Source organism: Knoellia sp. LjRoot47, assembly GCF_964253435.1.
GTDB lineage: Bacteria > Actinomycetota > Actinomycetes > Actinomycetales > Dermatophilaceae > Knoellia.
Genome location: NZ_CAXUQS020000001.1, coordinates 2,732,073 through 2,747,171 on the forward strand (window position 1 = coordinate 2,732,073; position 15,099 = coordinate 2,747,171).

The 15,099-nt window shown below is 65.6% G+C and carries 9 protein-coding genes and 3 rRNA genes; 10 read left to right on the forward strand and 2 right to left on the reverse strand.

Annotation, left to right across the window (positions count from 1 at the left end; translation table 11 throughout):
* The first annotated feature begins 5 nt into the window (after positions 1–5).
* The 6 genes from argB to ACSQ11_RS13235 are packed head-to-tail and all read left to right on the forward strand — an operon-like array spanning position 6 to position 5,613.
* Positions 6–890, forward strand: a complete 885-nt coding sequence (argB, locus tag ACSQ11_RS13210; RefSeq protein WP_436006111.1) for an acetylglutamate kinase — start codon at positions 6–8, stop codon at positions 888–890.
* Complete coding sequence (locus ACSQ11_RS13215; RefSeq protein WP_436006113.1) at positions 887–2,101, forward strand: acetylornithine transaminase; 1,215 nt, start codon at positions 887–889, stop codon at positions 2,099–2,101. The genes argB and ACSQ11_RS13215 overlap by 4 nt, the downstream gene beginning before the upstream one ends.
* On the forward strand, positions 2,098–3,054 hold the full coding sequence (gene argF / locus ACSQ11_RS13220) for an ornithine carbamoyltransferase (protein ID WP_436006115.1): 957 nt from the start codon (positions 2,098–2,100) through the stop codon (positions 3,052–3,054). The genes ACSQ11_RS13215 and argF overlap by 4 nt, the downstream gene beginning before the upstream one ends.
* Complete coding sequence (locus ACSQ11_RS13225; RefSeq protein ID WP_436006117.1) at positions 3,051–3,554, forward strand: arginine repressor; 504 nt, start codon at positions 3,051–3,053, stop codon at positions 3,552–3,554. The genes argF and ACSQ11_RS13225 overlap by 4 nt, the downstream gene beginning before the upstream one ends.
* Positions 3,551–5,002: an argininosuccinate lyase gene (gene argH, locus ACSQ11_RS13230; RefSeq protein WP_436006119.1), complete on the forward strand. Its 1,452-nt coding sequence runs from the start codon at positions 3,551–3,553 to the stop codon at positions 5,000–5,002. Before ACSQ11_RS13225 ends, argH begins: the two co-directional genes overlap by 4 nt.
* Positions 4,972–5,613: a DNA-3-methyladenine glycosylase gene (locus ACSQ11_RS13235; protein WP_436006120.1), complete on the forward strand. Its 642-nt coding sequence runs from the start codon at positions 4,972–4,974 to the stop codon at positions 5,611–5,613. The genes argH and ACSQ11_RS13235 overlap by 31 nt, the downstream gene beginning before the upstream one ends.
* On the opposite strand, the gene ACSQ11_RS13240 is transcribed toward ACSQ11_RS13235, so the two are convergent.
* Entirely contained in the window at positions 5,591–6,607 is a 1,017-nt protein-coding gene (locus ACSQ11_RS13240) for an adenosine deaminase (protein WP_436006122.1), read from the reverse strand. The two genes, ACSQ11_RS13235 and ACSQ11_RS13240, sit on opposite strands and share 23 nt — an antisense overlap.
* 13 nt (positions 6,608–6,620) lie before the next feature.
* Positions 6,621–7,520, reverse strand: coding sequence for an aminoglycoside phosphotransferase family protein (locus ACSQ11_RS13245; RefSeq protein ID WP_436006124.1), 900 nt, complete (start codon positions 7,518–7,520; stop codon positions 6,621–6,623).
* A 65-nt stretch (positions 7,521–7,585) separates the two neighbouring features.
* Between ACSQ11_RS13245 and tyrS the strand changes: the two genes are divergently transcribed.
* From tyrS to rrf, 4 genes are all read left to right on the forward strand, one after another.
* A complete protein-coding gene (tyrS, locus tag ACSQ11_RS13250; protein ID WP_436006126.1) occupies positions 7,586–8,845 on the forward strand; it encodes a tyrosine--tRNA ligase in 1,260 nt (419 codons plus the stop codon).
* A gap of 689 nt (positions 8,846–9,534) precedes the next feature.
* Positions 9,535–11,058: ribosomal RNA gene (locus ACSQ11_RS13255) — 16S ribosomal RNA — on the forward strand.
* A 379-nt stretch (positions 11,059–11,437) separates the two neighbouring features.
* A 23S ribosomal RNA gene (locus ACSQ11_RS13260) occupies positions 11,438–14,552 on the forward strand.
* 103 nt (positions 14,553–14,655) lie between these two features.
* Positions 14,656–14,772: ribosomal RNA gene (rrf, locus tag ACSQ11_RS13265) — 5S ribosomal RNA — on the forward strand.
* The 16S, 23S and 5S rRNA genes sit together here, the layout of an rRNA operon.
* Positions 14,773–15,099: the final 327 nt, after the last annotated feature.

A 15,099-nucleotide genomic window follows, 5' to 3' on the forward strand; every position in this document is an offset into this window, starting at 1 on the left:
TCCCAGTGACCGACGACCTCACCCGTCTCAAGGCGAGCACCCTCGTCGAGGCCCTGCCGTGGCTCGAGGCGTTCCGGGGTGCGCTCGTCGTCGTCAAGTACGGCGGCAACGCCATGGTCGACGACGACCTCAAGCTCGCCTTCGCCCAGGACATCGCCTTCCTGCGCTACGCCGGGCTGCGACCCGTCGTCGTCCACGGTGGCGGACCGCAGATCAAGGCGATGCTCGACCGGCTCGGTCTCGAGAGCGAGTTCAAGGCGGGCCTGCGCGTCACCACCCCCGAGGTCATGGACGTCGTCCGGATGGTCCTCACCGGTCAGGTGGGGCGTGAGCTCGTCGGCCTGCTCAACCAGCACGGTCCGCTCGCCGTCGGCCTGTCGGGGGAGGACGCAGCCCTGTTCGGCGCACGCCGCCGTGGGGTCGTCGTCGACGACGTCGAGGAGGACCTCGGTCTCGTCGGCGACGTCGTCTCGGTCAACACCCAGGCCGTCGTCGACCTGCTCGACGCGGGCCGGATCCCCGTCGTGTCCACTGTCGCACCCGACCTCGACCACCCGGGACAGGTCCTCAACGTCAACGCCGACACCGCCGCCGCCGCTCTCGCCGCCGCACTCGGAGCGCGCAAGTTCGTCGTCCTCACGGACGTCGAGGGCGTGTATGCCGCGTGGCCCGACCGGTCCTCCCTGCTCTCGACCCTGCCCCTCAGCCAGGCCCGTGAGCTCCTCACCCGCGTGGACGCCGGCATGATCCCCAAGCTCGAGGCGTGCATCCGCGCGGTCGAGGACGGCGTCCCGCAGGCCCACGTCATCGACGGACGCGAACCCCACTCCCTGCTCCTCGAGGTGTTCACCTCGCAGGGCATCGGCACCCTCATCGAGGAGGACGCATGAACACACCCCACGAAAGCGCTGGCAGCCAGGACGAGCTGCTCGACCGCTATGCCTCCTCGCTCATCCCGGTCTTCGGCCGTCCGCAGCTCGTCCTCGAGCGCGGCGACGGCGCCTGGGTGTGGGACACCGACGGCAAGCGCTACCTCGACCTCGTCGGCGGCATCGCCGTCAACGCGCTCGGCCACAACCACCCGGCGCTCGTCGCGGCCGTGTCGAAGCAGGTCGCCGAGATGGCACACATCTCGAACTTCTACACCTCCCGGGCGCAGATCGAGCTCGCCGAACGCGTCCTCGCGATTGCCGGGGCACCCGCCGGATCGGGCGTCTTCTTCGCCAACTCCGGTGCCGAGGCCGTCGAGGCCGCGATCAAGCTCTCCCGGCGCACCGGTCGCACCGGTCTCGTCGCCGCCGAGGGCGCCTTCCACGGACGGACCACCGGCGCCCTGGCGCTGACGTCCAAGGCCGCCTACCGGGAGCCGTTCGCGCCGCTCATCCCCGACGTCACGCACGTGCCCTACAACGACATCGAGGCCCTGCGCGCCGCCGTCACGCAGGAGACCGCCGCCGTCGTCCTCGAACCCGTCCAGGGTGAGGCGGGAGCGATCGTCGCGGACCCGGCATACCTGCGTGCGGCACGCGAGATCACCACCGCGGCAGGTGCGCTGCTCGTCATCGACGAGGTCCAGACCGGTATCGGACGCACCGGCGACTGGTTCGGGTTCCAGGCCAGCGGGATCGTGCCCGACGCGATCACGCTCGCCAAGGGCCTCGGCGGCGGGCTGCCCGTCGGCGCGATCGTGACGTTCGGCGCCGAGGTGACGGGCCTGCTCACCGCCGGCCAGCACGGCTCGACCTTCAGCGGCAACCCGCTCGTCGCCGCCGCCGGGCTGAGCGTCCTGTCCACGATCGAGGCCGAGGGACTGCTCGACCACGTGCAGGCCATGGGGGAGCACCTCGTCGCGGCCGTCACCGCCCTCGACCACCCCGACATCGAGGGCGTGCGAGGTCGCGGGCTGCTCCGCGCGATCGTCCTGCGCTCCGACCTCTCGGCGGGCATCGCGACCGCCGCTCGTGAGGCCGGCTTCCTCGTCAACGCCGTTGCGCCCGACGCGATCCGGCTCGTCCCGCCGCTCGTCGTCACGCGCGAGGAGATCGACCTCCTCGTGACCGCGCTTCCCACGCTCATCGCCACCGCCAAGGAGACGACATGACCACCACGCCCAGGCACTTCCTGCGGGACGACGACGTCACACCGGCCGAGCAGGCCGAGATCCTCGAACGCGCCGCGGCGATCAAGGCGCGCCCGTTCAGCGACCGGTGCCTCGAGGGGCCCGAGGTCGTCGCGGTGCTCTTCGACAAGCAGACCCTGCGCACCCAGGTGTCGTTCGCCGCGGCCATCGCGCACCTCGGCGGCTTCCCGCTCGTCATCGACGGCAAGCTCGCCCAGGTCGGCGTGCGCGAGTCGATCGCCGACGTCGCCCGGGTGCTCACCCGCGAGGCCAAGGTCATCGTGTGGCGCACCTACGGCCAGGAGCGGATCGAGGAGATGGCCGCGCACTCGAGCGTCCCGGTCGTCAACGCGCTCACCGACGAGTTCCACCCGTGCCAGATCCTCGCGGACCTCCTGACGATCAAGGAGCACAAGGGCACGCTCGCCGGCCTGACGTTCGCCTACGTCGGTGACGGAGCCAACAACATGAGCCACAGCTACCTCCTCGGCATGGCGCTGTCCGGGCTGCACGTCCGGATCGGGACGCCCGCGGCCTACCAGCCGTCACCGCCGCTGCTCGCCCGCGCCGAGGAGATCGCCGCCTCGACCGGCGGCTCGGTCACCGTCGTCGAGGACCCGGAGGAGGCCGTCGCCGGCGCCGATGTCGTCGCCACCGACACGTGGGTCTCGATGGGCTTCGAGAAGGAGAAGAAGTCGCGCCAGGGCTCCGCCAGCCCGTTCGCCCGCTACGCCGTGAGCGCCGACCTCATGGCGCGGGCCAAGCCGGACGCGATCTTCCTGCACTGCCTGCCCGCCTACCGTGGCTTCGAGGTCGACGCCTCGGTCATCGACGGGCCTCAGTCGGTCGTGTGGGACGAGTCCGAGAACCGGTTGCACGCCCAGAAGGCCGTCCTGTCGTGGCTGCTCGAGAAGAGCGGGGCGCAGGCCCGATGACCGTCTCGTCCAGCCGCACCGGTCGCCAGCGACGCATCGTCGAGATCCTGTCGACCCAGCCCGTGCGCTCCCAGACCGAGCTCCTCGGCATCCTCGCCGGGGACGGCATCGACGTCACCCAGGCCACCCTGTCGCGAGACCTCGTGGACATCGGTGCCGAGAAGGTCCGCGTCGGCAAGAACCTCGTGTATGCCGTCCCCGGAGAGGGCGGTGACCGCACCGTGCGCGTCGCTCCCGACGAGGTCGAGACGTCGGGCCGACTGGCGCAGCGCTGTCACGAGCTCCTCGTCTCGGCCGAGCAGTCGGCCAACCTCGTCGTCCTGCGGACCCCGCCGGGGGCGGCGAACTTCCTCGCGTCGGCCATCGACCACACGACCGTCCCCGGGGTGGTCGGCACGATCGCGGGGGATGACACGATCATGGTCATCACGACGGGGACGGCCGCCTCACGCAAGGTGGCCGCCCGACTCATGGCCTACACCCGCAAGGAGAACGTGTGAGCAACCCAGAGGCGACCGAGCAGGCCCGGTCCGGGCTGAGCCTGTGGGGAGGGCGCTTCAGCGGTGGCCCGGCCGACGCCCTCGCGGAGCTGTCCCGCTCGACGCACTTCGACTGGCGGCTCGCGCTGCACGACATCGCCGGGTCGCGTGCCCACGCGCGAGTCCTGCACGCGGCAGGACTTCTCGGTGACGACGACCTCGCCGCGATGCTCGACGCGCTCGCCCGGCTGGCGACCGACGTCGAGTCGGGAGCCTTCGTCCCCGGCCCCGGCGACGAGGACGTCCACACCGCCCTCGAGCGCGGTCTCATCGAGCGCGCCGGTCCCGAGGTCGGCGGACGGCTGCGTGCCGGCCGGTCCCGCAACGACCAGGTCGCGACGCTCGTCCGCATGTATCTCCGCGAGCACGCCCGCACCGTCGCCGGCCTCGTCGTCGACGTCGTCGATGCGCTCGTCGCGCAGGCGGAGCGGCACCCGGACGTCGCCATGCCCGGACGCACGCACCTGCAGCACGCCCAGCCGGTCCTGCTCGCCCACCACCTGCTCGCCCACGCCTGGCCCCTGCTGCGTGACGTCGAGCGGCTGCGCGACTGGGACGCCCGGGCGGCGCTCAGCCCTTACGGCTCCGGCGCCCTCGCGGGCAGCTCGCTCGGCCTCGACCCGGAGGCCGTCGCGTCGGACCTCGGCTTCGCCGGCTCGGTCGAGAACTCGATCGACGGCACCGCAGCCCGAGACGTCGTCGCGGAGTTCGCGTTCGTGACGACGATGGTCGCGGTCGACCTGTCACGCATCGCCGAGGAGGTCGTCCTCTGGGCGACCAAGGAGTTCGGCTTCGTCACGCTCGACGACTCGTACTCGACCGGGTCGAGCATCATGCCGCAGAAGAAGAACCCCGACGTCGCCGAGCTCGCTCGTGGCAAGGCGGGCCGCCTCGTGGGCAACCTCGGCGGACTCCTCACGACGCTCAAGGGCCTGCCGCTCGCCTACAACCGCGACCTCCAGGAGGACAAGGAGCCGGTCTTCGACTCGATCGACACCCTCGAGGTCCTCCTGCCCGCCTTCAGCGGGATGGTCGACACCCTCGTGTTCGACACTGCCCGCCTCGAGTCCCTCGCGCCGCAGGGCTTCTCGCTCGCGACCGACATCGCCGAGTGGCTCGTGCGCGAGGGCGTCCCGTTCCGCGTGGCGCACGAGGTGGCGGGCGAGTGCGTGCGGGTCTGCGAGTCCCGCGGCATCGAGCTCTGGGACCTCACCGACGACGACCTCGCCGGCATCTCCGAGCACCTCACGCCCGCGGTCCGCGACGTGCTGTCGGTCGAGGGGTCCTTGGCGTCGCGCGACGCCAAGGGCGGCACCGCACCGGTGCGTGTGGCAGAGCAGCTCGAGCGGGCGCGCACCGCACGCGACGCCGCCTGGTCGTGGGCCGGGTCGTTGCCGACGGTCCGGTGAGCCTCGAGCGGTCCTTCTTCGCACGACCGGCGCTCGTCGTGGCGCCGGAGCTCCTCGGGTGCCGAGTCACCCACGGCGGCGTCACCGCCCGGCTCACCGAGGTCGAGGCGTATGCCGGCGAGGGCGCCGACCCGGGCTCGCATGCCTTCCGCGGCCGGACCCCTCGCACCGAGGTGATGTTCGGCGAGGCAGGGCACCTCTACGTCTACTTCAGCTACGGCATGCACTGGTGCGCCAACGCGGTGTGCGGCGACGAGGGCGAGGCGCAGGCGGTGCTGCTACGCGCCGGTGAGGTCGTCGCCGGTCACGAGGTCGCCGCGAGCAGGCGAGCGGGCGTGACGCAGCGCGACTGGGCGCGGGGTCCGGCCCGGCTCACCTCGACGTTGGCGATCGACCGGGCGCACGACGGCAGCGACATCGCCGGGCAGGGTCCGGTGCGCTTCGAGGCGCCGGACGAGCCGGTCGACCTCGCACAGATCCGGACCGGACCACGGGTCGGCGTGAGCGGCCCCGGTGGTGACGGGACGGCATACCCCTATCGGTTCTGGCTCGACGGCGAGCCGACCGTGAGCGCCTACCGGCCCGGCGTCACTCGCCGACGTACGCGCTGATCTCCCCGCGGATCCGCGTCTTGACGTCGTCCGGGGCGTAGCTGACGTCCACGGCCGTCGTCGCGAGGTCGGCGAGACCCGCCTCGTCGAGGTCGAGCAGGTCGGCGGCGATGGAGTACTCGCGGCCCAGCGTCGTCCCGAACATCGGCGGGTCGTCACTGTTGACCGTGACGACCACACCGGCGTCGCGGAGGGCTCGAAGGGGGTGGTCCTCGAGCCGCTCCACGCACCGGGTCGCGATGTTCGACGTCAGGCACACCTCCAGCGGGATCCGCTCTGCGACAAGGCGTTCGACGAGTCGCGGGTCGTCGATCGACCTGATGCCGTGACCGATCCGCTCGGCACCGAGGGCCTCGAGCGCGTCCCACACCGACTGGGCGTCGGTCGACTCGCCGGCGTGGGGGAGTGACCGCAGGCCGGCCGCACGCGCCCGGTCGAAGTGCGGCTTGAACTGCGGTCGCGGCACCTCGGGGCCACCGAGACCGAAGCCGATGAGCGCCTCCGGACCGTGGTCGATCGCGTAGCCGATGGTCGCGTCGGCGGAGTCGAGCCCGGCCTCGCCGGGGATGTCGTAGATCCACCGCAGGACGATGCCGTGGTCGCGCTCGGCAGCACGGCGGGCGTCCTCGATCGCCTCGGTGTAGGCCTCGATGGGGATACCCATCCGCACGCTCGTGAACGGCGTCATCGTCAGCTCGGCGTAGCGAACCTGCTGTGCCGCAAGGCCTTCGGCGACCTCGTACGTGAGCAGGTGGATGTCCTCGGGCGTCCGCAGCAGCGACACGACCGCGAGGTAGACGTCGATGAAGTGGGCGAAGTCCGAGAACGTATAGAAGTCGCGCAGCGCCTCGATGTCCTGCGGGACACCGGAGTCCGGGTGACGCTCGGCCAGCCTGGCCACGGTCTCCGGCCGCGCCGACCCCACGTGGTGGACGTGCAGCTCTGCCTTCGGCAGACCTGCGATGAACCCGTCGTATGCCGTCCGCTCACCCATGCGACGCAGTCTGTCAGTCGGCCAGGGCCTGGGTGACGGCGCGCGCGCCCAGCGGCGCCAGGTCGTGACCCCGGGGCCCGTAGATCCAGTGCGCGAAGCACCCCTGGATCGCGGCGCACGCGCGACCCCACGCCCACGCGACGTCGTCGACCTCGAGCAGCCGCCGGAAGCGCTGCCGCCCGTCGGGGCCGAGCACCCACCAGGCAGGGGTGAGGTCGGTGGCGGCGTACCCCGTCGTGAGCGTCCCGAAGTCGAGCAGCCCCACGAGCTCGTCGCCGCGGGCTACGAGGTTGCCGGGGATGAGGTCGGCGTGCAGGAGGACGGGTCTCTCGTCGGGGACGCCCGCAGCGAGGGCGTCGTCGACGATCCCCCGGATGTGCGAGGCGTCGAGCGGTCCGGACAGGACGTCGTCGGAGTCGTCGAGGCCCTCGGCCCGTTCGCTGAGGTGCCCGCCGCGCGACCCGCGGGGCCACTCCTCCCGGGGGACGGCACCGAGGTCGATGTCGCGGAGCGCCGCCACCGTCTCGGCGAGGGCGTCGGGCCAGGCGAGCGGCACGGTGTCGGACAGCACGCGGGCGGCGACGTCCTCGCCCTCGATCCAGTGGTTGACCGTCCAGATGTGGGGATAGCGCTCGGTCGGGGTCCCGAGGTGCTCGACCTCGGGCACCTCGAGGGGAAGCCGCCCACGCAGCCGGGGCAGCCAGTCGACCTCCTTGCGCAGCCCGGCCTCGGCGTCCTCGTGACGTGGCACCCGGACGAGGAGCGCGTCCCCGAGCCGATAGGTGGTGTGCTCGGTGCCAGAGGTCGTCATCGGCGAGAGCGGGAGGTCGCGCCACCGGGGGCACTGGCTGTCCACGAGTGAGCGCACCAGCTCGTCGGTGACCGGCGTCTCGCCGTCGAAGAGGGCAGGCATGGCCCACATCCCACACGCTGACGCGGTGCGTCGTCCACCGAGTTCGGCGTGGCAGGCTGGCGCCCGTGAACGACATCTTTGCCGAGCTCCAGTGGCGCGGCCTCGTGGCCCAGACGACCGACGAGGACGCCCTGCGCGACGCCCTGACCGCGGGACCGGTCACGGGCTACTGCGGCTTCGACCCGACGGCGCCATCGCTGCACTTCGGCAACCTCGTGCAGCTCATCGTGCTGCGGCACCTGCAGCGGGCTGGGCACAAGGTGATCTGCCTCGTCGGGGGGTCGACGGGCCTCATCGGTGACCCACGGCCGAGCTCCGAGCGAGTCCTCAAGACCAAGGAGCAGACCGCCGAGTGGGTCGGGCGCATCCAGCAGCAGGTGCGGCCCTTCCTCGACTTCGAGGGCGACAACCCCGCGATCATGGTCAACAACCTGGACTGGACGGCCCCGATGTCCGCGCTGGACTTCCTGCGCGACATCGGCAAGCACTTCCGGGTCAACCAGATGGTCAAGAAGGACGCCGTCGCCGCGCGCCTCAACTCCGACGAGGGGATCTCGTACACCGAGTTCAGCTACCAGATCCTCCAGGGCCTCGACTTCCTCGAGCTCTACCGCTCGCACGGGTGCACGCTCCAGACCGGTGGACAGGACCAGTGGGGCAACCTCACCGCCGGCTCGGACCTCATCCACAAGGTCGAGGGTGAGTCGGTGCACCTGCTCACGACACCCCTGGTCACCGACTCCGCCGGCAACAAGTTCGGCAAGAGCGAGGGCAACGCCGTCTGGCTGTCGGCCGACATGACAAGCCCCTACGCCTTCTACCAGTACTGGCTCAACGTCGAGGACGCCTCGGTGATCAAGCTCCTGCGGATCTTCACCGACCGCACGCAGGACGAAGTCGCCGAGCTCGAGCGCCAGGTGGCCGAGGAGCCGTTCCGTCGGGCGGCCCAACGGACCCTGGCTGCGGACGTGACGACGCTCGTCCACGGAGCCGAGGCGACGGCCTCGGTCCAGGCCGCCTCGGAAGCACTGTTCGGCAAGGGCGACCTCACCGCGCTCGACGCCCGCACGCTCGACGACGCGACGGCCGAGCTTCCCGGGGGAGAGGTGACCCCTGGGATGACCATGACCGATGCCCTCGTGGCGGTCGGTCTGGTCGACTCGCGCAACGCCGCACGCCGCGCGATCGGTGACGGTGGGGCCTCGGTCAACGGCGTGAAGGTGACCGATCCCGAGCTCACGCTGTCCGAGGAGCACTTCCTGCACGGCTCCGTGGCCATCCTCCGTCGTGGCCGCAAGTCCATGGCAGCGGGGCGACGGTCGTAAACCGTTGTCGCACAGCCCGATCGGGCCCGTTGGCGCTGTCTCGACAGACGCCGGACGGGCCCGATTTGGTTTCTGGCGAGAACGTCATCTACTGTTCTCGATGTCAGCCCGAGAGGGAGGAACGGACACCACTGCGCAGGGCCCACGGCCCCGCACGAAGTAGGCCGGTCCCGGGGTTGGCCCCAACAGCTCGACACAGCGGAAACGTTGTCGACGGTGTGACGCCCACGAGGCGTGACGGTTGGGAGTGACCGACCGTCACGAATCAGCGGAGACGCGGGTTTGGAACGCGGCCCACAGGCTGCTACGGTTGGCGCCCCGCGAAGATCCAAGTGCAGTCGGATCCGGCGGTTCCGAGAGGGACGTGGCCGGGTTTGACGCCCAAGTGTGGCCGCGGGTAGTTTTGAGTGGTTGCCCTTGATGCTGGCCTGCGGGTTGGTGGATGGTGTGCGTCCGATCCTTGAGAACTCAACAGCGTGTCAAAAATCGATGCCAATACCTCGTCTCGTTGCGGTGGTGGCGCGGCCCCTGTTCTGGGGTTGTGTTGTTGTCGTGGCGAACGAATTTTTTTCCTTTGGTTGACAATGATCATTCAGCAGTTTTTTGCTGGTTGTTCTTGCTCAGCCAGGATTTGTACAACCCTTTGTGGGTAATGTTTTTCCCTGGCTTTGGCTGGGGGATAGCAATCATCAACGGAGAGTTTGATCCTGGCTCAGGACGAACGCTGGCGGCGTGCTTAACACATGCAAGTCGAACGGTGACCTCGAGAGCTTGCTCTTGGGTGAACAGTGGCGAACGGGTGAGTAACACGTGAGTAACCTGCCCCTGACTCTGGAATAAGCGCTGGAAACGGCGTCTAATACCGGATATGACACACCCTCGCATGGGGAGTGTGTGGAAAGTTTTTCGGTCTGGGATGGACTCGCGGCCTATCAGCTTGTTGGTGAGGTAATGGCTCACCAAGGCGATGACGGGTAGCCGGCCTGAGAGGGCGACCGGCCACACTGGGACTGAGACACGGCCCAGACTCCTACGGGAGGCAGCAGTGGGGAATATTGCACAATGGGCGAAAGCCTGATGCAGCGACGCCGCGTGAGGGATGACGGCCTTCGGGTTGTAAACCTCTTTCAGCAGGGAAGAAGCGCAAGTGACGGTACCTGCAGAAGAAGCACCGGCTAACTACGTGCCAGCAGCCGCGGTAATACGTAGGGTGCGAGCGTTGTCCGGAATTATTGGGCGTAAAGAGCTTGTAGGCGGTTTGTCGCGTCTGCTGTGAAAATCCGGGGCTCAACCCCGGACTTGCAGTGGGTACGGGCAGACTAGAGTGTGGTAGGGGAGACTGGAATTCCTGGTGTAGCGGTGAAATGCGCAGATATCAGGAGGAACACCGATGGCGAAGGCAGGTCTCTGGGCCACTACTGACGCTGAGAAGCGAAAGCATGGGGAGCGAACAGGATTAGATACCCTGGTAGTCCATGCCGTAAACGTTGGGAACTAGGTGTGGGTCTCATTCCACGAGATCCGTGCCGCAGCTAACGCATTAAGTTCCCCGCCTGGGGAGTACGGCCGCAAGGCTAAAACTCAAAGGAATTGACGGGGGCCCGCACAAGCGGCGGAGCATGTGGATTAATTCGATGCAACGCGAAGAACCTTACCAAGGCTTGACATATACCGGAAACATCCAGAGATGGGTGCCCCGCAAGGTCGGTATACAGGTGGTGCATGGTTGTCGTCAGCTCGTGTCGTGAGATGTTGGGTTAAGTCCCGCAACGAGCGCAACCCTCGTTCTATGTTGCCAGCACGTGATGGTGGGGACTCATAGGAGACTGCCGGGGTCAACTCGGAGGAAGGTGGGGATGAGGTCAAATCATCATGCCCCTTATGTCTTGGGCTTCACACATGCTACAATGGCCGGTACAAAGGGCTGCGAAACCGCAAGGTGGAGCGAATCCCAAAAAACCGGTCTCAGTTCGGATTGGGGTCTGCAACTCGACCCCATGAAGTTGGAGTCGCTAGTAATCGCAGATCAGCAACGCTGCGGTGAATACGTTCCCGGGCCTTGTACACACCGCCCGTCAAGTCACGAAAGTCGGTAACACCCGAAGCCGGTGGCCCAACCCTTGTGGAGGGAGCCGTCGAAGGTGGGACTGGCGATTGGGACTAAGTCGTAACAAGGTAGCCGTACCGGAAGGTGCGGCTGGATCACCTCCTTTCTAAGGAGCACTGGCCACGTTTTGTGGTCCAGGCCCTGTTTCGTCCCCGCCTGTGGGACGGCAGGTGCTCAAGGGTGGAACATCGATTATTTGGCGTCGTCTCGTGCACTGCACGCAAGTACAGCCGGCTTCCCTTTGTGGGGGGTGGGTGTGGAACGTGGTGGTGTGTCGGGTCGGCGCCTGACACGTTGTTGGGTCCTGAGGGCTCGGGCGTCAAGCTCGGATCGTCAGGCCGGTATCCGGTCAGGACTGTCACCGCTGGTGAACCGTCCAGCTCTGCCCCTGGTGGGTGGGTGTTGGGTAGGCATTGCAGCGCATGGTGGTGGGCCGCCCGTATGTTGAGAACTACACAGTGGACGCGAGCATCTTTATCTTTGCGTATCAAGTTTTTAAGGGCGCACGGTGGATGCCTTGGCACCAGGAACCGAAGAAGGACGTAGGAATCTGCGATAAGCCACGGGGAGTCGATAACCAGACTGTGATCCGTGGATTTCCGAATGGGGAAACCCGGCTGGAGGCAAGTCCAGTCACTCTCATCTGAACACATAGGGTGAGTAGAGGGAACGTGGGGAAGTGAAACATCTCAGTACCCACAGGAAGAGAAAGCAACCGCGATTCCGTGAGTAGTGGCGAGCGAAAGCGGAAGAGGCTAAACCGTATCTGTGTGATAGCTGTCAGGCGTTGCAGGTACGGGGTCGTGGGACCTCTCGGTCAGGACTGACATCCTGGCATGGAGTCAAAAATTCGCGGTGTAGTCGAAGGGCATTGAATGGCCCGGCACAGAGGGTGCGACCCCCGTAGACGAAACATCGTGAACTTCAGAGAGTTATCCCAAGTAACACGGGGCCCGAGAAATCCCGTGTGAATCTGGCGGGACCACCCGCTAAGCCTAAATATTCCCTGGTGACCGATAGCGGACAAGTACCGTGAGGGAAAGGTGAAAAGTACCCCGGGAGGGGAGTGAAATAGATCCTGAAACCGTGTGCCTACAATCCGTTGGAGCCTCCTTGTGGGGTGACAGCGTGCCTTTTGAAGAATGAGCCTGCGAGTTAGTGCTCAGTGGCGAGGTTAACCCGTGTGGGGAAGCCGTAGCGAAAGCGAGTCCGAACAGGGCGTATGAGTCGCTGGGTCTAGACCCGAAGCGGAGTGATCTACCCATGGCCAGGTTGAAGCGACGGTAAGACGTCGTGGAGGACCGAACCCACTTAGGTTGAAAACTGAGGGGATGAGCTGTGGGTAGGGGTGAAAGGCCAATCAAACTCCGTGATAGCTGGTTCTCCCCGAAATGCATTTAGGTGCAGCGTCACGTGTTTCTTACCGGAGGTAGAGCTACTGGATAGCCGATGGGCCTCAACAGGTTACTGACGTTAGCCAAACTCCGAATGCCGGTAAGTGAGAGCGTGGCAGTGAGACTGCGGGGGATAAGCTCCGTAGTCGAGAGGGAAACAGCCCAGACCACCAGCTAAGGTCCCAAAGCGTGTGCTAAGTGGGAAAGGATGTGGAGTTGCATTGACAACCAGGAGGTTGGCTTAGAAGCAGCCACCCTTTAAAGAGTGCGTAATAGCTCACTGGTCAAGTGATTCCGCGCCGACAATGTAGCGGGGCTCAAGCACACCACCGAAGCTGTGGCATTGACATATTGCCCGGCCACCACACCTGCGGGTTGGTGGTCCAAGCGTGTTGATGGGTAGGGGAGCGTCGTGTGGCCAGGGAAGCGGCGGAGTGATCCAGCCGTGGAGGCCACACGAGTGAGAATGCAGGCATGAGTAGCGAATGACGGGCGAGAAACCCGTCCGCCGAATAACCAAGGGTTCCAGGGTCAAGCTAATCTGCCCTGGGTAAGTCGGGACCTAAGGCGAGGCCGACAGGCGTAGTCGATGGACATCCGGTTGATATTCCGGAACCGGCGAAGAACCGCCCATGACGAACCTTTTGATGCTAAGCGCCTGAAACCCGCTGACGTCTTCGGACCGATGCGGGCGGAGCGCGCGACCCGATCTGGTAGTAGTCAAGCAATGGAGAGACGCAGGAAGGTAGCCTCCGCGTGGCGATGGTAGTCCACGTCCAAGGGTGTAGGGAGTGACATAGGCAAATCCGTGTCACACATGTCCTGAGACCTGATAGTGACCGCGAATGCGGGAAGCAGGGTGATCCTATGCTGCCAAGAAAATCTTCTAGCGAGGTTCGAGCCGCCCGTACCCCAAACCGACTCAGGTGGTTAGGTAGAGAATACCAAGGCGATCGAGTGAATCATGGTTAAGGAATTCGGCAAAATACCCCCGTAACTTCGGGAGAAGGGGGGCCCAGAGGGTGAAGTTCTTCACGGACTAGCCTGAACGGCCGCAGAGACCAGGGAGAAGCGACTGTTTACTAAAAACACAGGTCCGTGCTAAGTCGCAAGACGATGTATACGGACTGACGCCTGCCCGGTGCTGGAAGGTTAAGAGGACGGGTTAGATCGTAAGGTCGAAGCTCAGAATTTAAGCCCCAGTAAACGGCGGTGGTAACTATAACCATCCTAAGGTAGCGAAATTCCTTGTCGGGTAAGTTCCGACCTGCACGAATGGCGTAACGACTTCTCCACTGTCTCAACCATGAACTCGGCGAAATTGCACTACGAGTAAAGATGCTCGTTACGCGCAGCAGGACGGAAAGACCCCGGGACCTTTACTATAGCTTGGTATTGGTGTTCGGTACGGCTTGTGTAGGATAGGTGGGAGACTGTGAAGCCGGCACGCCAGTGTCGGTGGAGTCAACGTTGAAATACCACTCTGGTCGTTCTGGATATCTAACCTCGGTCCGTGATCCGGATCAGGGACATTGCCTGGTGGGTAGTTTAACTGGGGCGGTTGCCTCCTAAAAGGTAACGGAGGCGCTCAAAGGTTCCCTCAGCCTGGTTGGTAATCAGGTTTCGAGTGTAAGTGCACAAGGGAGCTTGACTGCGAGACAGACATGTCGAGCAGGGACGAAAGTCGGAACTAGTGACCCGGCGCTGGCTTGTGGAAGCGGCGTCGCTCAACGGATAAAAGGTACCCCGGGGATAACAGGCTGATCTTGCCCAAGAGTCCATATCGACGGCATGGTTTGGCACCTCGATGTCGGCTCGTCGCATCCTGGGGGTGGAGTCTCTCCCAAGGGTTGGGCTGTTCGCCCATTAAAGCGGTACGCGAGCTGGGTTTAGAACGTCGTGAGACAGTTCGGTCCCTATCCGCTGTGCGCGTAGGAAATTTGAGAAGGGCTGTCCCTAGTACGAGAGGACCGGGATGGACGAACCTCTGGTGTGTCAGTTGTTCTGCCAAGAGCACCGCTGATTAGCTACGTTCGGAAGTGATAACCGCTGAAAGCATCTAAGCGGGAAGCACGCTTCAAGATGAGATTTCCATGGACCTCGTGTCCGAGAGGCTCCCAGCTAGACTACTGGGTTGATAGGCCAGACGTGGAAGTGCAGTAATGCATGTAGCTGACTGGTACTAATAAGCCGATAACTTGATACACACCAAAAGATTTTGTTGTGCTCGCGTCCACTGTGCAGTTCCCGAGATACGGTCGGGACCCCCGAGAACACGGGGTGTGAATCCACTGACATCTCCATAGAGTTTCGGCTGTCATAGCGAAGGGGAAACGCCCGGCTCCATTCCGAACCCGGAAGCTAAGCCCTTCAGCGCCGATGGTACTGCACTGGTGACGGTGTGGGAGAGTAGGACGCAGCCGGACAAACATTCAAGAAATGGCCCGCCCACCCGGCGGGCCATTTCTCATTTCACCTGTCAATTGCACAGTGCTTTGCGCGCCTCGAGACTGCGTCGGCCACGTCGGCCGGCACCGGCTCGCGGCCCCTAGACTGCACGTGCTCCTGTGGCGCCCTGCGCCGCCCGATCTGCCTGGAGGCACCGATGAACGACGAGAACCGTGGACCGCGCCGCGACGGTGGGCGTGACGACTCCCGTCGGAGCGGGTCCGGTAGTGGCGGCGGTTCGCGAGGTCGGGACGCGAGTGGTCGCGGCCCCCGCGGGGCGGGACGCCCGGAGCGCGACGACCGTC